A 19,793-nucleotide genomic window follows, 5' to 3' on the forward strand; every position below is an offset into this window, starting at 1 on the left:
CGTCATGCGCGAATTCGCACCTGCTACACACCCCGCCCCCGACTCGGCCACACCGCTGGAGGCCATCATCATCGGCAGCGGCTTTGGCGGCCTGGGCATGGCCATCGCCCTGCGCAAGGCGGGCGTGCACCGTTTCGTCATTCTTGAAAAAGGCCAGGACGTGGGCGGCGTCTGGCGCGACAACAGCTATCCCGGCGCTGCCTGCGACGTGCCCTCGCACCTGTATTCGTTTTCCTTCGAACCCAACCCGCACTGGTCCCGGGTGTTCGCGCCCCAGGCAGAAATCCATGGTTACCTGCAACATTGTGCCGGCGTCTATGAGCTCAAACCCCATATCCGCTTCGGCGCCGAGGTGCGCCATGCCGAATTCGATACCGCCAATGCCTGCTGGCATGTCACCTGCGCCGATGGCCAGCGCCATGCCGCCCGCCTGCTGATCAGCGCCACCGGCCAGTTGAGCCGCCCGGCCCTGCCCGACCTGCCGGGCATGGCCAGCTTCCGCGGCCGGGTCTTCCACTCCGCCCACTGGGATCATGACTATCCCCTGGCGGGCAAGCGGGTGGCGGTGATCGGCACCGGCGCCTCGGCCATCCAGTTCGTCCCGGAGGTTGCCAGGCAGGTGGCCGAACTCAAGGTCTTCCAACGCTCACCGGCCTACATCATGCCCAAGGCCGACCGCCCCTACAGTGCCGAGGAAAAGCAGCGCTTCCTGCGCCAACCCTGGAAGATGAAGCTGGTGCGTGCGGCCCACTACCTGCACTTCGAATCCCGGGCTTTGGGCTTCACGCGCCTGCAGGGCCTGACCAAGTGGGTGGTCGGTGGCCCGTTCAAGAAGCTGCTGCACACCTCGGTCGCCAGCCCCGAACTGCGCCGCCAGATGACCCCGGACTACCCCATCGGCTGCAAGCGCATCCTGCTGTCCAACGACTACCTCAAGACCTTCGACCAGCCCCATGTGCACCTGCTGACCCGAGGCATCCGGCAGATCACCGAGCACGGCATCGAAACCCTGGACGGCGAGGAACACGCCGTGGACGCGATCATCTATGGCACCGGTTTCGCCGCCACCGAGTTCCTCTCGCCCATGCGCATCACCGGATGCGACGGGCTCGACCTGAACCAGGCCTGGCAAGGTGGCGCGGCGGCCTACCTGGGCATCAGCGTGCCGGGTTTTCCCAACTTCTTCATGCTCTACGGGCCCAACACCAACCTGGGCCACAACTCCATCATCCATATGCTGGAAAGCCAGATTTCCCACGTCATGCAGGCCCGCCTGGCCCTGCTGGACAGCGGCGCCAGCCATGTGGAAGTGGACGAGCAGCGCCACCAGCGCTTTCAACTGGGCATCCAGCGCCGCCTGGCCACTTCGGTGTGGAGCGGCTGCAAGAGCTGGTATGTCGACGAACGGGGGCACAACAGCACCAACTGGCCAGGCTTCACCTGGTCCTACCGCTGGCTGGCGCGCTATGCCGGGCTGGCGGCCTATCGCCTGTCCAGCCCGCTGGACACCCAATCCCCAGCCTGCGAAGGGCAACGCATAGCCGCCCCCCGGGACTGGTTGGAGCGGGCCAACGCAGCCTTCCTGCGGGTTTTTCTGCGGGTCAGTTTCAGGGCCTTGATCGGCCCGCCCCGAGCCCTGGCCAGCCAGCGCAAGATCGTCGACCTGTTGTCATGGCTGATGCCCGGCTGCCTGGGCGTGAACCGCCGGAGCATGCAGCTGGACGGGCTCTCGTTGCAGATTGTCGAACCCGGAACCAGGGCGCCCAAGGGGGTGATTCTCTACCTGCACGGTGGCGCCTTCTGCCTGGGCAGCCCGCGCTCTCACTACAGCGTCACCAGCCGCCTGGCCAGGGACAGCGGCTGCGCGGTGTGGGTGCCGGACTACCGGCTGGCCCCGGAACACCCCTACCCCGCCGCGCTGGAGGATTGCCTGGCCTGCTATGACGCAATCCGCGCCCAGCTTTGCCCGGCGGACAAGCTGCTGATTGCCGGCGATTCCGCCGGCGGCGCCCTGGTGCTGGCCCTGGCCCTGGCCCTGAAGGAGCGTGGTAACGGGATTGCCGCCGGGCTGATGCTGCTGTCGCCGGTCACCGATCCGGACCTGGGCGGCGCCAGCATGCAATCGCGCCAGGAGGCCGACCCGATGATCCGCCGCGACTGGCTGGAGCAAGCCCTCAAGGCCTACGCGGCGCCCGTTCAAGCACTAAGCCACCGCCCCCTGGAAGCAGACCTGCGCGGCCTGCCACCGATGCTGATCCAGGTAGGCGACCAGGAACTGCTGCTGTCCGACTCCACGCGCCTGGCCGAGCGCGCCAGGCAGTCGGGGGTGGCTTGCCAGTTGGAAATCCACCAGGGCCGCTGGCACGTGTTCCAGTTGCAGGCGTTCTACCTGCGCTCGGCGAGAAACGCCCTGCTGGGCCTCGCCCGGTTTGCCCGCCAGTGCCTGGAGACCGCGGGCCAAACCCCGCAGGCAGCCGACTCACCCCGTACGACACAGCCTGCAACAGATCCGCAACCCAGCTGAACCGGCCGCCCTCGCCCAAAACATGGTGGCGGGGGCGCCCCGGTCAACCGGTGCCGGCGCGGGCCGCGCCAAGTTCTGATGGCAAGATCCGGGTTCTGGAGGTAAAACAGAGCCCCTCGAAAGTGGCCGACCCGGCCACGCAGAAACCCCGGACGCTGTTCCAGCGCCCGGTGGCGTTTTTTTCACAATCCATCCATCAGTGACCAAGGGACCAGCACTTATGAGCAGCGAGCACGACACACCCGGTGAAGCACTGCGCTTGAGCAGTACCGATATCCGCATCCTGGGTTCGTTGATCGAAAAGCAGGCCACCAGCCCGGAAACCTATCCCCTGACCCTCAACGCCCTGGTGATTGCCTGCAATCAGAAAACCAGCCGCGAACCGGTGATGAACCTGACCCAGGGCCAGGTCGGGCAAAGCCTGCGTGCCCTCGAAGCCCAGGGCTTCACCCGCCTGGTGATGGGCAGCCGCGCCGACCGCTGGGAACAGCGCCTGGACAAGGCCCTGGAACTGGTACCGGCGCAACTGATCCTGTGCGGCCTGATGTTCCTGCGTGGCCCGCAGACGGTCAACGAACTGCTGACCCGTAGCGGGCGCATGCATGATTTCGAAGACAGCGAACAGGTCCTGCACCAGCTCGAACGCCTGATTGCCCGGGGCCTGGCCCTGCACATTCCGCGGCAGGCCGGCCAGCGCGAAGACCGTTATACCCACGCCCTGGGTGACCCGGCGGACATCGAGGCAATCCTCGCCGCCCGCAGCAACCCGGTTGAGCGCAGCGCCGGCGGCGCGGTTTCAGTGGAACGCATCGAAGAACTGGAAGCGCGGATCGCTGCCCTGGAAGAGCGCCTGGCCCAACTCGAAGGCTGAACCCCGGAGCCGCTGCCGCAGGCTGCGATCGACCTCGAAGGGGGCTTCAGGGCCTTGCTGGCCTTGTCGCGGCCTGCGGCAGCGGTGACAGGGCTTCGGACTCAGGGGCGGGCGAAGGCCACGGCCTTCTGGAACTGCTCTTCGCTCGGGCGCACCCCGGTATAAAGCACGAACTGCTCCAGCGCCTGGATGGCAATCACTTCCAGCCCGGTGATGACCTGCTTACCCTCGGCCCGGGCCCGCAGGATCAACGGCGTCTCCGGCGGCACCGCCACCACATCGAACACCGTCTGCGCCGCCGTTATCGCCTCGGCGTCGAACGCCAGCTGCTGCGCCTCTGGCCCGCCGCTCATGCCGATCGGGGTGACGTTGATCAGCATCTGCGGCCGCAGGCTGCCCAACTCGGCCTGCCACTCATAACCCAGGGAGCTGGCCAGGGCGCGCCCGGCCACTTCGTTGCGGGCCACGATCACCCCGTTGGCATAACCACCATCACGCAAGGCACTGGCCACGGCCTTGGCCATGCCGCCGCTGCCGCGCAGGGCAAAGCTCGACTCTCGAGGCACCCCGTGGCCCGCCAGCAATTGCGCCACGGCGATGTAGTCGGTGTTGTAGGCCTTGAGATGGCCGTTGGTGTTGACGATGGTATTGATTGAGGCAATGGCCCGGGCCGAGGCATCCAGCTCATCCACCAGGGCGATGCAGTCTTCCTTGAACGGCATGGACACCCCGCAACCGCGGATGCCCAGCGCCCGGATCCCGGCGACGGCGCCGGGCAGGTCCTGGCTGCTGAAGGCCTTGTAGTAGAAATTGAGACCCAACTGCTCATACAGGTGGTTGTGAAAACGCAGGCCGAAATTCCCCGGGCGCCCGGACAAGGACATGCACAACTGAGTGTCTTTGTTGGGGTTCATTTGCATATCGGTTTCCTCGCTCGGCACTTTCAGATGGACGGGATTGGTCTGGCGCGCCGCTTGGCCTGATCATATCGGCGCGTGTTCACCGGCCTTCGCCACCGCCCAGGGATGACGGTAAAGAGACCGGTACAGACCTTACACAATATTTACTCAGCGGCTGTGCAGATTTCGCAGGAACCGCTGTCTTAGAAGTATCCCCCGCGTCAGTTCTTGAGTCTGGTGCAGACCATAAACGCTGGGGTTGAACCGAGGAATGACCATGATCTCCAAAATCCCCAAGATAGCCTTGCTCATTGGTGCACTCGCTGTCGCAGGCCAGGCTTCAGCCCACGGTGGTGGTGGCTGGGTCGGGCCCGCCGCCTTGGGTGCTGTTGTCGGCGCTGCCGTAGTGGGTTCGGTGATCGCCAACCAGGATCGCCCGGTCTATGTGCAGCAAGCGCCGGTGTATGTCCAACCGCAGCCGGTCTATGCCGCACCGCCACCACCGGTCTACTACCAGCCGGCACCGGTCTATGTGCAGCAACCGGTCTACTACCGCCCGGCACCGGTGTACTACGGGCCACCTCGCGGTTACTACGGCCACCCGCATTACTATTACGGCCCGGGTCCCGGCCGCTGGTAAGCACTGGCAGAATCAAACAACAGGCCCCGCCCCCAAAGCGGGGCTTGTTGCATTTTGCCACTATCCGAATGTCTGAATAATTCTCAAGCATGTCGTGACTGGAACAGTATTTGCGTTTAAATCCGGCAATAGTGTACTGATCCCACGGCTGCGGTGAGCGACATGCGACTGTCATGTTTGTGTCATTCAAGGACGACAAGATCGACACAGTCCGCTCGCCACAGGCCCATAACAACAAGGACGAATCCATGCCCACGCAAAACCCGCACCGCGTCGCCGGCCTCTGCACCTCCAGCCGGGTGTACGACGCCCTGACCGAACTCAAGCACCTGGAAGGCCACCGCAGCGCCAAGTTCCTCTCGCTGCTGGCCCAGAACCTGGTGCGCAAGGGCCTGCTCAACGAGCAGGAAGTGCTGCACATGCTCGACCAGGTGGTGGACTGAACTGCCGGCTGCGGTAGCACCGGCATCAATGTCCACTATCAGATTGGGTGATTTTTCGTAGCACTTCGGGCTTTGTAAGGTAACCCCCCTCAGATCGAGGAGGTTGTCATGCCCAAGGTTCAGATCATGTCCGTCATTGGCAGCGCGGTCCCCGCATCGCTCAGGGAACTGGGGTTGCTGGCTTGCTGGTACCTGGTGCGCGACGGCGAGATGGTCAGCGGCCCGCTGACCTCCCTGCCCGCCGCCCAGACCCTGTCCCGGCAACTGGCGCTGCGCATCGTCCAGCCCTAGGGCAACTGCACCCGGGGCCGGGTCTCGACGAACAGGGCCCAGCTGGACATGAACAGCGCGGCAATCAGGGGCCCGATGACAAAGCCGTTGAGGCCGAAGATCGCCAGCCCTCCCAGGGTCGAGATCAGGATCAGGTAGTCCGGCATCTTGGTGTCCTTGCCCACCAGGATCGGCCGCAGCAGGTTGTCCACCAGGCCGATCACGAACACCCCGAACAGCCCCAGCACCACCCCTTGCCAGATCGCTCCGCTGATCAGGAAGTAGGCCGCCACCGGCCCCCAGACAATCCCCGCCCCCACGGCCGGCAACAGTGACAGGAACGCCATCAGCACCGCCCAGAGCAAGGCGCTGGGAATGTCGAGGAACCAGAAGATCAAGCCCCCCAGGGCGCCCTGGGTCACCGCCACCAGCACATTGCCCTTGACCGTGGCCCGCACCACTCGGTTGAACTTCAATTGCAGGCGGCGCTTCTGGTATTCCGCCAGGGGCACGGCGGTGCGGATCTTGCGCACCAGCTCCGGGCCGTCGCGCAGAAAGAAGAACAGCAGGTAGAGCATGATGAAGAAGCTCACCACGAACTCGAAGGTGCCCTGGCCGAAGCTGAAAGCCTGGGTCGCCAGGTACTGGCTGCCCTGCATCGCGCTCTTGACCACCTTCTCCTGCAGCCCCTTGAGTTCGCCCAGGCCGAAGCGGTCCAGCAGGTGCTGGAAGTACGGCGGCAGGCTGTGCTTGAACTGAGCCAGGTAGGCGGCGATATCCAGCTGGCCGCTTTCGATTTTCTTGTACAGCTCGGCCCCCTCCTGCACCAGCAGCACGCTGGTGATGATCACCGGCAGAATCGCGATCACCAGGCAGATCAACAGGGTGCACAGGGACGTCAAGTTGCGCTGCCAGCCGAAGCGGGCCTGCAGCCGACGCTGCAAGGGGGCGAAGACAATGCCCAGGATCACTGCCCAGAACAGCGCACCGTAGAACGGCAGCAGAATCCAGATAAAGGCCAGGGTCACCAGTGCCAGCAACAGCAGCAGGCTTTTGTTTTGCAGGTTGGTTTGGTTCATCTACAGGTCCAGGTCTGTCACGCGGAAAATCAGCGTCCTGAGGCTTAGTCCCCGGCCGCGGCGCCGAGTGCCGTTTTTTCTGCTGTCGGCATAGATCCAGATCAATGAATACCCTAGCGCACTGGCTTACCCTCGCGACCTTTTGCGACCGACAGCCCCATGACGCCCCTCGCCAAACCCGAACTCCTGGCCCCCGCCGGCACCCTGAAGAACATGCGCTACGCCTTCGCCTACGGCGCCGACGCGGTGTACGCCGGCCAGCCGCGCTACAGCCTGCGGGTACGCAACAACGAATTCGACCATGCCAACCTGGCCCTCGGCATCCGCGAGGCCCAGGCCCAGGGCAAGCGCTTCTACGTGGTGGTCAACATCGCCCCACACAATGCCAAGCTCAAGACCTTCCTCAAGGACCTGGCGCCGGTGATCGAGATGGCTCCGGATGCGCTGATCATGTCCGACCCGGGGCTGATCATGCTGGTACGCCGGCACTTCCCGCAGATGCCGATCCACCTCTCGGTGCAGGCCAACACGGTGAACTGGGCCAGCGTCGAGTTCTGGCTGCAGCAGGGCCTGACCCGGATCATCCTGTCCCGGGAACTGTCCCTGGAGGAGATCGAGGAAATCCGCCAGCAGGTGCCGGGCATGGAGCTGGAAGTCTTCGTCCACGGGGCGCTGTGCATGGCCTACTCCGGGCGTTGCCTGCTGTCGGGCTACATGAACAAGCGCGATGCCAACCAGGGCACCTGCACCAATGCCTGCCGCTGGAAATACAGCGCCCAGACGGCCACCGAGAATGCCGTGGGCGACATCGTGCAGAGCTACCAGCCGGAGCCGACCCTGGGCCTGGGCGCCCCCACCGACCAGGTGTTCCTGCTGCAGGAAGCCAATCGCCCGGGCGAGCTGATGCCGGCCTTCGAAGACGAGCACGGCACCTACATCATGAACGCCAAGGACCTGCGGGCGGTGCAGCACGTGGAGCGCCTGACCCGCATGGGCGTGCACTCGCTGAAGATCGAGGGGCGCACCAAGTCGCACTTCTATTGCGCACGCACCACCCAGGTCTATCGCCGGGCCATCGACGATGCCGCCGCTGGCCGCGAGTTCGACCGCCAGTTGATGAGCGATCTGGAGTCCCTGGCCCAGCGCGGCTACACCGAGGGTTTCCTGCGCCGGCATGTGCATGACGAGTATCAGAACTACCAGAACGGCAGCTCGGTGTCGGAGCGCCAGCAGTTCGTCGGTGAACTGACCGGCGAACGCCGCGACCGCCTGGCCGAAGTGAAGGTGAAAAACCGTTTCGCCCTGGGCGATCACATGGAACTGATGACCCCTCGGGGCAACTTCCACTTCGACCTGCACCAGTTGCAGAACGCCAAGGGCGAAGCCATCGAAGTGGCGCCAGGTGACGGCCATACGGTGTACCTGCCGATCCCTGATCAGGTGGACCTGCGTTTTGGCCTGCTGATGCGCGATATCAGCGCCTGAGCCGTGCAGGTAACACCCTGATGTAGCTGCTGACGGGGGCGGTGGGACCTTCTGATGGGCTGCCTAAAGACCGCCACGCAAGGCCCTTCGGGCCTTTTCGCAGCCTCGCAGGCTTGGCAGCGGCTACACCAGCCACCGGCGCCCCGCCCTCAGATACGGAATTGTCCCACCAGCCGCCCCAGGCGCTGACCCAGGTCCGCCAGGCTGCGGGAAGTCTGGGCGCCGCGCTGGGTTTCATCGGCCACACTGTCCACCGCCACGGCGATCTGATGCACGCTGCGATTGATCTCTTCGGCCACCGCAGTCTGTTCTTCCGCCGCACTGGCAATCTGCGCGTTCATCGAATTGATGGTGCCGATCAACTGGGCCATGGTGTCCAGCGACGCCCCGGCTTCGTTGGCCTTCACCGAGGTGCCGTCGCCGGCATCGCTGGAACGGCGCATGGCGTCCACCGCCACCCGGGTGCCCTGCTGCAGGCGGTCGATCATGCCCTGGATTTCCTGAGTGCTCTGCTGGGTGCGGCTGGCCAGGGCCCGTACTTCGTCGGCCACCACCGCAAAACCGCGCCCGGCCTCCCCGGCCCGAGCCGCTTCGATGGCGGCGTTCAGGGCCAGCAGGTTGGTCTGCTCGGCGATCGAGCGGATCACGTCCAGCACGCTGACAATCGACGTCACGTCCTGCTGCAGGCTGTCCAGGGAAGTACCGCTGTTGCGGATATCGCTGACCAGCGCATGGATCTGCTGAATACTGCCATCCACCACGCGCTTGGCCGCCTGGCCCTCTTCATCGGTCTGCTGGGCGGCAACGGCTGCGCCCTGGGCACTGCGGGCCACCTCATGGGCTGCGGAAGACATTTCGTTGATCGCCGTGGCCACCTGATCGGTCTCGTGGCGCTGGCGCTCCATGGCCTGTTCCGAACGCTGGGCCTGATCCGAGACCTGGGTCACCAGCTCGGTGAGCTGGCCGGTCATCTCGGTGATCTGCCGTACCAGGCCGTGGATCTTGTCGACAAAGCGGTTGAACGAGCCGGCCAACTGCCCCAGTTCGTCCTGGCTGGTAATGGCCAGGCGCCGGGTCAGGTCGCCCTCGCCGGCGGCGATATCGTCGAGGTTGGCTTTCATCAGGTTCAGCGGGCGCAGCATGGTGTTGGCCACCAGCATGCCCAGGGCGGCGATCACCACCAGCACCACCGCGGCGATCCCGAGGATGCTCAGGACCATGCCTTCCATGCGCTGGTTGACGCTGCTCTGCACTGCGGCGACCTGGGCGTCGATGCCATCGAGGTTGACCGAGGTGCCCAGCACCATGTCCCACTTGGGCAGGTACTCGGTGTAGCCCAGCTTGGGCACCAGCACGTCGCTGCCCGGCTGGGTCGAGCTGTATTGCACATAGTGGCTGCCGTCCTTGCCGACCCGCACCAGCTCGCGGTTGACGTACACCCCATTGGGGTCGCGGTTGTCCTTGAAGCTCTTGCCCACGCCGTCCGGGCTGTTGCCCTTGAACAGGCGCACAGTCTCGGAGTCGTAGCCGAAGAAGTAGCCGTCCTTGCCATAGCTGATATTGGACAGCAGCTTGACCACTTCGGCCCGGGCGGCCTGATCGCCCTGCGCCGCCGCATCGTAGAGCGGCTTGACGGTAGTCAGCGCGACTTCCACATAACTCTGCAGGGTGGCCTTGGCTTCAGTCAGCAGCCGGTTGCGGGTTTCCTCGACTTCCTTCTGTGCCTGCTGGCGCAGCATGAGCACGGTGCTCAGGCTGATCACCAGGGCGAACAGCAGTACCGGGAGTACTGCCAGGGACAGGACTTTGGCCTTCAGGCTCAAGCGCATAGGGGGCTCACTCATGGTTTTTTATTGGCGTGATATGCCGTTAACGGCACGCCAAAAAAAAAGTTGAGCCTGAACCCCTAGGAGCCGGCTTGCCGGCGAAGGGGCCCTCGAGCCTTGCACCGACCTTGCCGATGCCTTCGCTGGCAAGCCAGCTCTTACGACAACCCCCGGCTTCTACGAGAGCGAGATGATCAGAGGACCATGGCCGCCACCCAGCCGAAGGCCAGCAGCGGCAGGTTGTAGTGCAGGAAGGTCGGAACCACGGTGTCCCAGATGTGGTGGTGCTGGCCGTCGATATTCAGGCCCGAGGTCGGTCCCAGGGTCGAGTCCGAGGCCGGCGAACCGGCATCGCCCAGGGCACCGGCGGTGCCGACGATGCAGACGATGGCCAGCGGACTGAAGCCCAGTTGCACACACAAAGGCACGAAGATCGCCGCGAGGATCGGCACTGTGGAGAACGACGAGCCGATGCCCATGGTCACCAGCAGGCCCACCAGCAGCATCAGCAAGGCGCCCACGCCCTTGCTGTGGCCGATCCAGGCCGCCGAAGCCTGGACCAGGGAATTGACCTCGCCGGTGGCCTTCATCACTTCGGCGAACCCCGAGGCGGCGATCATGATGAAGCCGATCATGGCCATCATCTTCATGCCTTCGGTGAACAGGTCGTCGGTCTCGCGCCAGCGCACGATGCCCGACACCGAGAAAATCAGAAAACCGCACAAGGCACCGATAATCATCGAGTCCAGCAGCAGCTGGATCACGAACGCCGCGACTATGGCCGCCGCGGCCACCAGCAGGGTCCGCGGGTTGTACTGCACCGCCACCTGCTCGACCTTCTCGATGCGGTCCAGGTCATAGACGCGCTTCTTGCGGTAGCTGAAGAACGCCAGCAGCAAGCCGCAAAGCATGCCCAGGGCGGGAATGCCCATGGCGTGGGTGACGTTGACCTGGCTGATATCGACGCCGCTGCGGGCCACGTTGGCCAGGAGGATTTCGTTGAGGAAGATGTTGCCGAAACCCACCGGCAGGAACATGTAGGGGGTGATCAGGCCGAAGGTGATCACACAGGCGATCAGCCGGCGATCCAGTTGCAGCTTGGTCAGCACATACAGCAGCGGCGGCACCAGCAGCGGAATGAAGGCAATGTGGATCGGCAGGATGTTCTGCGAGGCAATCGCCACCACCCACAGCAGGCCGATCAGCAGCCACTTGACCTGGCCGCCGCCGTTGGCGTCCTGCCGGTCCACCAGCAGCAGGATCTTGTCCGCCAACGCGTGGGCCAGCCCGGATTTGGCAATCGCCACGGCGAAAGCACCGAGCAAGGCGTAGGACATGGCCACGGTGGCACCGCCCCCCAGGCCGCTATTGAAGGCCTTGAGCGTGGCCTCGATGCCCAGGCCGCCGGCCAGGCCGCCCACCAGGGCGCCAATGATCAGGGCGATCACTACATGCACGCGGGACAGGCTGAGCACCAGCATTACGCCAACCGCGGCAATTACTGCGTTAATCATCGTTACCTCATTACTGCGCCGCTAAAAATGGCGCAAAAGCCTGTGACCGACCGGAAGGCAGCGGGCTGCCGACATCGAAATGAAAGAGGTTCTTATTAGGGGGGCGCACTTTGCAGCAGCCGACCCGGCTTGTCAAAACCCCGCACCCCGCCGCCCGCAGGAGCGAGCTTGCTCGTAAAGCCCCCAAGACCAACCCCGTACCCGTGGCGAGGGAGCTTGCTCGCACTGGGCTGCACAGCAGCCCCAGCGCCTCGCGGTTTATTTCGAACAAGCGTTTAAAGAACGCCATTGGTCGGCCGCTACAGTGCAAAGTCTCAGATATTTATCGAATAAAGGACGTCTCCATGTCGCTCAGACAACTTTCCATCCAATGGAAAATCACCTTGCTGGCCGGACTCTGCCTGTTGGGCATCGTGTCGCTGTTGGTGGGGCTTTCGCTGTATCGCATGGAGCACAGCTCCGAGCTGGTGAAGGCCTCGAGCATGGAGATGCTCAACGAAGCCGCCCAGGCGCGGATCGAGGCCCAGGGTGAAGTCCAGGCACTGGGCATTCGCCAGCAATTCATGGACGCCTATCAATACGGCCACGGCTTCTCGCGCCAGGTGCTGTTCCTGCGGGAACAGGCCGAGAAACGCTTCCTCGACGCCTTCGACCTGCGCGAGGACCTGACCCGCCAGGTCAAGTCGGCGCTGCAGGCCAACCCCGACTTGCTGGGCCTGTCCCTGGTGTTCGAAGCCAACGCCCTGGACGGCAAGGACGAGTTGTTCGGCGGCCAGAGCGAACTGGGCAGCAACGAAAAGGGCCGCTTCGCCCTGTACTGGTCCCAACCCACCCCGGGCAAGCTGACCTCCATGTCACTGCCCGAAAGCGACATGAGCGACACCCGCACCGGCCCCAGCGGCCAGCCGGCCAACGCCTGGTTCACCTGCCCGCGCAGCACCCTCAAGCCCTGCGTGATCGAACCCTACTTCTATGACATCGACGGCCAGAAGGTGCTGATGACCAGCATCGTCTTCCCGCTGATGGTGGACGGCAAAGTCATCGCTTCGCTGTCGGTGGACATCAACCTCAACAGCCTCCAGGCCATCAGCCAGAGCGCCAGCAAGCGCCTCTATGCCGGCCAGACCAACGTCAGCATCCTGAGCCCGGCGGGCCTGCTGGCCGGCTACAGCCCGGACGCCAGCAAGCTCAGCCAGCGCCTGGACAGCGTCGACACCACCAACGGCGCCGAGCTGATCCGCCTGCTGGCCAACAGCACCCAGACCCAGAGCCTGCACAGCAACCGTGAACTCAAGGTGCTGGCGCCCTTCACCCCGATCCCCGGTGGCAAGGCCTGGGGCGTACTGCTGGATGTGCCGGAAAAAGTCCTGGTAGGCCCGGCCGAAGCCCTGAAAAGCGAGCTGGATGCGCGCAACAACAGCGGCACCCTGATCGAGCTCGGCCTGGGCCTGCTGGCGGCGGTGGTGGGCCTGTTGCTGGTGTGGCTGATGGCCCGCAGCGTGACCCGGCCGATCCTCGGCGTGGCCCACATGCTAGAAGACATCGCCAGCGGCGAAGGCGACCTGACCCGGCGCCTGGCCTACGACAAGCAGGACGAACTGGGCCAGCTGGCCGGCTGGTTCAACCGCTTCCTGGACAAGCTGCAGCCGATCATCGCCGAGGTAAAACGCTCGGTGCAGGACGCTCGCGGCACCGCCGACCAGTCCTCGGCCATCGCCACCCAGACCAGCGCCGGCATGGAGCAGCAGTATCGCCAGGTGGACCAGGTGGCCACCGCTTCCCATGAAATGAGCGCCACCGCCCAGGACGTGGCCCGCAGCGCGGCCCAGGCCGCCCAGGCCGCGCGGGATGCCGACCAGGCCACCCGCCAGGGCCTGAACGTTATCGACCACACCACCCGCAGCATCGACTTGCTGGCCGCCGACATGAGCGCCGCCATGACCCAGGTCGAAGGCCTGGCTGCCAACAGCGAGCAGATCGGCACGGTACTGGAAGTGATCCGCTCGATTGCCGAGCAGACCAACCTGCTGGCCTTGAACGCGGCCATCGAAGCCGCTCGCGCCGGGGAAGCCGGCCGCGGCTTCGCGGTGGTGGCCGATGAGGTGCGCAACCTGGCCCAGCGCACCCAGGAGTCGGTGGAAGAAACCCGCCAGGTGATCGAGCAACTGCAGAACGGCACGCGGGAGGTGGTGGGTTCGATGAACAACAGCCATCGCCAGGCCCAGGGCAGCGTCGAACAAGTGGGCCAGGCGGTCACCGCCCTGCGCCAGATCGGCGATGCGGTAACCGTGATCAGCGACATGAACCTGCAGATCGCCAGCGCCGCCGAACAGCAGAGCGCGGTGGCCGAAGAGATCAACAGCAACGTGGCGACCATTCGCGATGTCACCGAATCGCTGTCGGAGCAGGCCAATGAATCGGCGCGGGTCAGCCAGTCGCTCAACAGCCTGGCCAACCAGCAACAGAGCCTGATGGACCAGTTCCGCGTCTGACCCCGCTGCCGCAGGCTGCGATAGCCGCCCTTGAGGACGCCAAAGGCCCTTCGGGCCTTGTCGCAGCCTTGCCATGGCTCGGCAGCGGCTACAGGTCGGGGCGGAGCCGGTGGGTGTAGCCGCTACCGCAGGCTGCGAACGGTCTTTCCGGCACTGCGTCGCAGGGACGCAACGCTTCAGAGAGCGCCAGGGTTCGACGCTTGATCGACAGCCGCCACGGGCGCCGAACCTGGCGCCCGGCAAGTTCAGCGCCTGGGCAGTTCGATCTCTACCCGCAAGCCGCCCCACTCGCTTTCCCCCAGGTTCAGGGTTCCACCGCAGGCGTCGACGATGTCGCGCACGATGCCCAGGCCCAGCCCGTGGCCGTGGGTCTGTTCATCCAGGCGCGTGCCCCGGCCGAATACCTCATCGCGCCGCGCTTCGGGAATGCCCGGACCGTCGTCGTCCACCGCCAGGCAGAAGCCCTGCGGCCGCTCTTCCACGCTCAGGCGCACCTGGGCATCCGCCCATTTGCAGGCGTTGTCCAGCAGGTTGCCCAAGAGCTCCAGCAGGTCTTCCCGGTCCCAGGGCAGGCGCAGCCCCGGTGGCGCCTGGTAGCTCAGTTCCAGGTGCTGGCCATGGATCATGTTCAAGGTCGCCAGGAGCCCCGGCAGCTCGGCATCGCACTCGAACAGCACCCCGGGCAGCGCATCCCCCGCCAGCCGCGCGCGGTTGAGTTCGCGATTGAGGCGCTGCTGCACCTGCTCCAACTGTTCCTGGAGCATCCTGCGCACCTCGGGGTGGCCGTCGAGCCTGGGGCTCGACGCCAGGCTCAGGAGCACCGCCAGCGGGGTCTTCAAGGCATGGCCCAGGTTGCCCAGGGCATTGCGGGAACGGTTGAGGCTGTCTTCGGTATGGGCCAGCAAGTGGTTGATCTGCGCCACCAGGGGCTCCAGTTCCACCGGCACCTGGGCATCCAGTTGCGAACGCTGGCCCTGTTGCAACTGGGCGATCTGCTCGCGGGCGGTTTCCAGCGGGCGCAGGGCGCGGCGCACGGTCAGGCGTTGCAGCAGCAGGATCAGCAGCAGCCCGGCCAGCCCCAGCCCGAGGCCGATCTGGCGCATGCGCTGGAAGCTTTCACGCACCGGGGTGTAGTCCTGGGCCACGCTGATGGAGATCGACTGCCCGAGGCGCTTGTAGTCGCTGCGCAGCACCAGCAGTTGCTGGCCCTCCGGCCCCAGTTGCAGGTTGCCCTGCAGGCCGGCGCGCTCCAGTTGCGGCAGTTCCTGGTCCCACAGCGAGCGCGAGCGCCAGTGCACATCGGCAAAATCGATACGGAAATAGTGCCCGGAAAACGGCCGCTGGTAGGCCGGCGACAGACGCCGTTCATCCAGCTGCAGCCCCTGAGGACCGCGCACCAGGGCCAGCAGCAGGCTCTCGCTGTCGTTGCGCAGGCCGGCTTCCAGGTAGCGTTGCAGGCCCACCTCGAACAGCCAGAGGCTGGTCTGCGCCAGCACCAGCCCGACCACCACCATCACCGTGATCAGGCCCAGGCTCAGGCGGCGCTGGATCGATCTCACGAAGTGGTTCCGCCGAACAGATAACCCTGGCCGCGGCGGGTTTCGATCACACTGCGGCCCAGCTTGCGCCGCAGGTGGTTGACGTGAACTTCGAGGACGTTGGAGTCGCGCTCGGTTTCACCGTCGTAGAGGTGTTCGGCCAGGTGGCTTTTGGAAAGGATCTGCTGCGGGTGCAGCATGAAATAGCGCAACAGGCGGAACTCCGCGGCGGTCAGCAAGACATCCTGGCCGTCGCGGACCACACATTGCCGGCCCTCGTCCAGGTGCAGGCCGGCGGCCTGCAGGGTCTGCTGGTTGGCCTGGCCATGGGAGCGGCGCAGCAGGGCCTGGACCCGCAGGTGCAGCTCTTCGGGATGGAACGGTTTGCTCAGGTAATCGTCGGCGCCGGCCTTGAGCCCCTCGATGCGCTCGGCCCAGGAGCCGCGGGCGGTGAGGATCAGCACCGGCGTTGCCAGGCCATCGGCGCGCCACTTTCGCAGCACCTCCAGGCCCGGCACCCCGGGCAGGCCGAGGTCGAGGATGATCAGGTCATAGGGTTCGCTGGCGCCCTGGTACAGCGCGTCGCGGCCGTCGGCCAGCCAGTCCACGGCGTAGCCCTGGCGGTTCAGGCCTTCAAGCAGTTCATCGGCCAGGGATACGTGGTCTTCCACCACAAGCAGGCGCATCAGTCGTCTTCCTCATCTTTCAACAAACGCCCGGTGGCGGCTTCCAGGTCCAGCTCGCGAACCACCCCGTCCACAGTCAACAGCTCGACTTCATAGATGTACACATCGTGCTTTTCTTCCAGCTCGGCCTCCAGCAGCTTGGCCCCGGGGTAACGGTCCATGGCCTGCTTGAGCAGTTGCTCCAGGGGCAGGATCACCCCTTGCTGGCGCAGGCGCAGGGCCTCGTCCTGGTCCAGGTCGCGGGCCATGGCCAGGGAGCAGAACAGCAGCAGCGCCAGGGCTGCACGGCTGCCGGCGGTGCGCAGAGTGCGGTTCATTAGGTGTCCTGATGATCCTTGAGTACCTGGCCGCTCACGGCGTCCAGTTCCAGGTCCCATTCCAGCCCCTGCGGGTCGCGCAGTTCAACCTGGTAGATGTACTTGCCGTACTCTTCTTCCAGCTCGGTTTCACTGATGCTCGCCCCAGGATGCCGGGACAGGGCCGTGGCATTGAGTTTTTCAAAGGACACAATGGTACCAGCGTCGCGCAGTCTCAGGGCTTCGTCCGGCCCCAGGTCGCGGGCGTGGGCCAGGCTGGCGGTCAGGGCGACAAGGCTGGCGCCGAACAGCGCGGCAAGGGTCTTCATGGCAGTTCTCCAAAGTCGGTGGCCAAAGGCCGATGCCGCAGACCATACCCAAGGCAACTTAATTGAAACTGAATGGCCAGCATGGGCCTGACACAGGTTTCACTCGGCCCGCAGCCCCAGGTGTCTCTATACTCGGCGGCTGATTCAAGAGTGAGCCCGGTATGACCGCCATCCATATCAAGTTTCCCGCCCTGACCCTCAAGGCCGGCCCCCGCGCCCTGGCCCGCATCCGCCAGCAAGGCCTGCACCCCCGTGAAGTCGGCACCTTGCCCGGCGCCGCCGGCGGCCCCAAGGCCCTGGGCATCCAGGGCCTGGACCTGGCGCTGTTCGGTGAATGGCTGCCATCGGCGCCCCGGGAACGCTCGCTGATCGGCGCCTCGGTGGGTTCCTGGCGCTTCGCCAGCGCCTGCCTGCCGGACGCCGCCGAAGGCATCCGCCGCCTCGGCCAGTTGTACAACGCCCAGAGCTTTGCCAAGGGCGTGACCATGGCGCAGATCAGCCAGAGCTCCCGGCGCATGCTCGAGGACCTGCTGGAGGGCCGCGACGCCTCGATCCTCGACAACCCTCACTACCGGCTGAACATCATGGTGGTCAAAAGCCACGGCCTGCTCGCCGACGACCATCGCGGGCGCCTCGGCCTGGGGCTGTCCTCGGTGATCGCCGACAATCTGCGGGGCCGCGCGCGCCTGGCCCGGCACTTCGAGCGCCTGGTACTGCACGACCCGCGCCTGGCCCCGCCCTTGCACACCCTGGAAGACTTCCCTTCGCGCTTCGTGCCCCTGGACCGCGGCAACCTGCGCCAGGCGCTGCTGGCCTCGGGCTCGATCCCCATGGTCATGCAGGGCGTGCGCGATCTGCCCGGCGCCGGGGCCGGCACCTTCCGCGACGGCGGCCTGCTGGACTACCACCTGGACCTGCCCTACAGCGGCAGCGACATCGTGCTCTACCCGCACTTCACCGACCGGGTGATCCCCGGCTGGTTCGACAAGACCCTGCCCTGGCGCCGGGCCAGCCCGGAGCGCCTGCGGGACGTCTTGCTGCTGGCGCCGTCGAAGGAATACCTGGCGCGCCTGCCCTACGGCAAGCTGCCGGACCGCAACGACTTCAAGCGCTTCATGGGCGATGACGCCGGCCGGCAAAAATACTGGCGCAGCGCCATGGACGAAAGCCGGCGCCTGGGCGACGAATTCCTCGAACTGGCGGCGCAGAATCGCCTGGGCGAACGCCTGCAAAGCCTGTGAGGCTGCCCCAGGCCGCGCACTGACCCTTTAGTCAGGGTTTTTCCGCAAGCGCCGGGGCAAGCTGATAAACTCGCCGCCTGCCTCAACTCGCCCCCGGGCGATAGCCATCTGACAGAGCTGACCGACACTGTGGAAATCTTCAAAGAATTTACCTTCGAATCCGCCCACCGCCTGCCTTTCGTGCCCGAGGGCCACAAGTGCGGCCGCCTCCATGGCCACTCGTTCAAGGTGGCGATCCACCTCAGTGGCGAGGTCGACGCACACACCGGCTGGATCCGCGACTTCTCGGAAATCAAGGCGATCTTCAAGCCGCTGTACGAGCGCCTGGACCACAACTACCTGAACGACATTCCCGGCCTGGAAAACCCCACCAGCGAAGTCCTGGCCAAATGGATCTGGAATGAGCTCAAGCCCCTGCTGCCGGAGCTGAGTGCGATCCGCATCCACGAAACCTGCACCAGCGGCTGCATCTACCGCGGCGAATAAGCCCGCCGAAGAAACCACCCCACGGGGTGGTTTTTTTATGCCTATGATTGCCCCACCCCGCCGTTACCCGAGCACTTGCGCCCATGCCGCCGACCATTCGCCCCGCTGCCCTGCCCGACCTCGCCGCCATCGAAGGCATCGCCAAGCGCGCCTATGCGCCCTATATCGCGCGGATCGGCCGGGAACCGGCGCCCATGCTCGAAGACTATTCGTGCCTGGTGCTGGCCCGGCAGGTCTGGGTCCTGGAGGAGCAGCAGGCAATCGCCGGTTTCGTTGTCCTGCTGGACGCCCATCAAGCCCTGCTGCTGGACAACCTGGCGGTCCACCCCGAGGCCCAGGGCCGGGGCCATGGCCGGCAACTGCTGGCCTTTGCCGAACAACAGGCCGTGGCCGCCGGTCACAGTTGCGTGCGCCTGTACACCAACGCAGCCATGAGCGAGAACATCGCCCTGTACAGCCGCCACGGCTACGTGGAAACCCACCGCGCCGTGGAACACGGCCTGCACCGGGTGTACATGAGCAAGCCACTGGACTGAACCCAGGAGCCCTCTCCATGCCTCCACGTATCTACCTCGCCGGCTTCGATGTGTTTCGCGCCGACGCCCCGGCCCATGGCGAATACCTCAAGCAACTGTGCAGCGCCCAGGGCCTGCACGGCCTGTTTCCCCTGGATAACCAGGCGCCACCTCGCCTCACGCCAGAAGCCACCGCACAGTGGATCTACCGGCAGAACCTGCAGATGATCCGCGGCTGCGATGCATTGCTGGCCAACCTGAATGACTTTCGCGGCCTCGAGCCGGATTCCGGCACCGCCTTCGAAGTGGGCGCGGCGGTCGCCCTGGGCAAACCGGTGTGGGCCTACTTCGAAGGCCCCGCCACCCTGCGCCGGCAGGTGCCCCACGATCACGCCGGGCGCGACGCCCAGGGCTTTGCGGTGGAGGACTTCAACCTGCCGCGCAACCTGATGCTGGCCTGCAGCTGGAGCGGCCGCAGCAGCAGTGTGGAAGCCGCCATCTTCGACCTCGGGTGCTGGCTGAGCGCTTCCCCTCCATCGGGCTGAGATAGCCGGCAACGTCACTTTCTGCCGAAAACGACCACCCCGGACAAAAGCCTTGTGTTGTCGCGAAAGCCGATGTTATGTTTCTAACACGAGATACAATAATGAAACACAAAT

Annotated in this window: 19 protein-coding genes and 2 pseudogenes; 12 read left to right on the forward strand and 9 right to left on the reverse strand. The window is 65.2% G+C overall.

What is annotated here, in order from left to right:
- Window positions 1-4 precede the first annotated feature (4 nt).
- Together A9971_RS06165 and A9971_RS06170 are read left to right on the forward strand one after the other, a co-directional pair.
- The gene (locus A9971_RS06165; RefSeq protein WP_183001694.1) at window positions 5-2,524 is read left to right on the forward strand and encodes an alpha/beta hydrolase fold domain-containing protein; all 2,520 of its coding nucleotides are present in this window, start codon (window positions 5-7) and stop codon (window positions 2,522-2,524) included.
- Window positions 2,525-2,744: 220 nt separating this feature from the next.
- Entirely contained in the window at window positions 2,745-3,395 is a 651-nt protein-coding gene (locus tag A9971_RS06170; RefSeq protein ID WP_019092845.1) for a YceH family protein, read from the forward strand.
- A 101-nt stretch (window positions 3,396-3,496) separates the two neighbouring features.
- On the opposite strand, the gene A9971_RS06175 is transcribed toward A9971_RS06170, so the two are convergent.
- Window positions 3,497-4,315: a shikimate 5-dehydrogenase gene (locus A9971_RS06175; RefSeq protein WP_053152769.1), complete on the reverse strand. Its 819-nt coding sequence runs from the start codon at window positions 4,313-4,315 to the stop codon at window positions 3,497-3,499.
- 250 nt (window positions 4,316-4,565) lie between these two features.
- On the opposite strand from A9971_RS06175, the gene A9971_RS06180 reads away from it, so the two are divergent.
- The 3 genes from A9971_RS06180 (at window position 4,566) to A9971_RS06190 (ending at window position 5,668) form a co-directional block, all read left to right on the forward strand.
- Window positions 4,566-4,934, forward strand: a complete 369-nt coding sequence (locus tag A9971_RS06180) for a hypothetical protein (RefSeq protein WP_015636359.1) — start codon at window positions 4,566-4,568, stop codon at window positions 4,932-4,934.
- A gap of 248 nt (window positions 4,935-5,182) precedes the next feature.
- A complete protein-coding gene (locus tag A9971_RS06185) occupies window positions 5,183-5,377 on the forward strand; it encodes a hypothetical protein (RefSeq protein ID WP_011062291.1) in 195 nt (64 codons plus the stop codon).
- A gap of 108 nt (window positions 5,378-5,485) precedes the next feature.
- The gene (locus tag A9971_RS06190; protein ID WP_053152771.1) at window positions 5,486-5,668 is read left to right on the forward strand and encodes a hypothetical protein; all 183 of its coding nucleotides are present in this window, start codon (window positions 5,486-5,488) and stop codon (window positions 5,666-5,668) included.
- Here A9971_RS06190 and A9971_RS06195 read toward each other — a convergent pair.
- A complete protein-coding gene (locus A9971_RS06195) occupies window positions 5,665-6,726 on the reverse strand; it encodes an AI-2E family transporter (RefSeq protein WP_011062293.1) in 1,062 nt (353 codons plus the stop codon). The genes A9971_RS06190 and A9971_RS06195 overlap by 4 nt on opposite strands.
- Before the next feature lie 159 nt (window positions 6,727-6,885).
- Here A9971_RS06195 and yegQ point away from each other — a divergent pair, with 159 nt between their 5' ends.
- On the forward strand, window positions 6,886-8,211 hold the full coding sequence (gene yegQ, locus A9971_RS06200) for a tRNA 5-hydroxyuridine modification protein YegQ (protein WP_183001695.1): 1,326 nt from the start codon (window positions 6,886-6,888) through the stop codon (window positions 8,209-8,211).
- A 149-nt stretch (window positions 8,212-8,360) separates the two neighbouring features.
- Here the strand turns inward: yegQ and A9971_RS33100 are convergent, their stop codons facing one another.
- The 3 genes and pseudogenes from A9971_RS33100 to A9971_RS06210 form a co-directional block, all read right to left on the reverse strand.
- On the reverse strand, window positions 8,361-9,182 hold the full coding sequence (locus tag A9971_RS33100) for a methyl-accepting chemotaxis protein (RefSeq protein ID WP_370509004.1): 822 nt from the start codon (window positions 9,180-9,182) through the stop codon (window positions 8,361-8,363).
- 36 nt (window positions 9,183-9,218) lie between these two features.
- Window positions 9,219-10,055: pseudogene (locus A9971_RS33105) on the reverse strand (cache domain-containing protein); the annotation flags it as partial.
- 176 nt (window positions 10,056-10,231) lie between these two features.
- Window positions 10,232-11,548 carry a Na+/H+ antiporter family protein gene (locus A9971_RS06210; RefSeq protein ID WP_161466524.1) on the reverse strand — a complete coding sequence of 439 codons (1,317 nt, stop codon included), beginning with the start codon at window positions 11,546-11,548 and terminating at the stop codon, window positions 10,232-10,234.
- A gap of 566 nt (window positions 11,549-12,114) precedes the next feature.
- On the opposite strand from A9971_RS06210, the pseudogene A9971_RS33110 reads away from it, so the two are divergent.
- Together A9971_RS33110 and A9971_RS33115 are read left to right on the forward strand one after the other, a co-directional pair.
- A pseudogene (locus A9971_RS33110) lies at window positions 12,115-13,185 on the forward strand (HAMP domain-containing protein); the annotation flags it as partial.
- A gap of 102 nt (window positions 13,186-13,287) precedes the next feature.
- On the forward strand, window positions 13,288-14,043 hold the full coding sequence (locus tag A9971_RS33115; RefSeq protein WP_373870541.1) for a methyl-accepting chemotaxis protein: 756 nt from the start codon (window positions 13,288-13,290) through the stop codon (window positions 14,041-14,043).
- 245 nt (window positions 14,044-14,288) lie between these two features.
- Here the strand turns inward: A9971_RS33115 and A9971_RS06220 are convergent, their stop codons facing one another.
- Genes A9971_RS06220 through A9971_RS06235 form a run of 4 tightly spaced genes read right to left on the reverse strand, consistent with a single transcriptional unit; the run spans window position 14,289 to window position 16,892 of the window.
- Complete coding sequence (locus A9971_RS06220) at window positions 14,289-15,602, reverse strand: sensor histidine kinase (RefSeq protein WP_011062298.1); 1,314 nt, start codon at window positions 15,600-15,602, stop codon at window positions 14,289-14,291.
- On the reverse strand, window positions 15,599-16,267 hold the full coding sequence (locus A9971_RS06225) for a response regulator transcription factor (protein ID WP_015636364.1): 669 nt from the start codon (window positions 16,265-16,267) through the stop codon (window positions 15,599-15,601). The genes A9971_RS06220 and A9971_RS06225 overlap by 4 nt, the downstream gene beginning before the upstream one ends.
- Window positions 16,267-16,584 (reverse strand): PepSY domain-containing protein, encoded by a 318-nt coding sequence (locus tag A9971_RS06230; RefSeq protein ID WP_011062300.1) that lies wholly within the window; start codon window positions 16,582-16,584, stop codon window positions 16,267-16,269. The genes A9971_RS06225 and A9971_RS06230 overlap by 1 nt, the downstream gene beginning before the upstream one ends.
- Window positions 16,584-16,892 (reverse strand): PepSY domain-containing protein, encoded by a 309-nt coding sequence (locus A9971_RS06235; RefSeq protein ID WP_011062301.1) that lies wholly within the window; start codon window positions 16,890-16,892, stop codon window positions 16,584-16,586. The genes A9971_RS06230 and A9971_RS06235 overlap by 1 nt, the downstream gene beginning before the upstream one ends.
- 161 nt (window positions 16,893-17,053) lie before the next feature.
- On the opposite strand from A9971_RS06235, the gene A9971_RS06240 reads away from it, so the two are divergent.
- From A9971_RS06240 to A9971_RS06255, 4 genes are all read left to right on the forward strand, one after another.
- Window positions 17,054-18,133, forward strand: a complete 1,080-nt coding sequence (locus A9971_RS06240; protein WP_019092936.1) for a patatin-like phospholipase family protein — start codon at window positions 17,054-17,056, stop codon at window positions 18,131-18,133.
- A gap of 129 nt (window positions 18,134-18,262) precedes the next feature.
- The gene (queD, locus tag A9971_RS06245) at window positions 18,263-18,619 is read left to right on the forward strand and encodes a 6-carboxytetrahydropterin synthase QueD (RefSeq protein ID WP_011062303.1); all 357 of its coding nucleotides are present in this window, start codon (window positions 18,263-18,265) and stop codon (window positions 18,617-18,619) included.
- 83 nt (window positions 18,620-18,702) lie between these two features.
- Window positions 18,703-19,155, forward strand: a complete 453-nt coding sequence (locus A9971_RS06250; RefSeq protein ID WP_015636367.1) for a GNAT family N-acetyltransferase — start codon at window positions 18,703-18,705, stop codon at window positions 19,153-19,155.
- 17 nt (window positions 19,156-19,172) lie between these two features.
- Window positions 19,173-19,679, forward strand: a complete 507-nt coding sequence (locus tag A9971_RS06255; protein ID WP_011062305.1) for a nucleoside 2-deoxyribosyltransferase — start codon at window positions 19,173-19,175, stop codon at window positions 19,677-19,679.
- Window positions 19,680-19,793: the final 114 nt, after the last annotated feature.

The sequence above is a fragment of the Pseudomonas sp. UME65 genome (assembly GCF_014170225.1).
In the GTDB taxonomy this organism is placed as follows: domain Bacteria; phylum Pseudomonadota; class Gammaproteobacteria; order Pseudomonadales; family Pseudomonadaceae; genus Aquipseudomonas; species Aquipseudomonas protegens.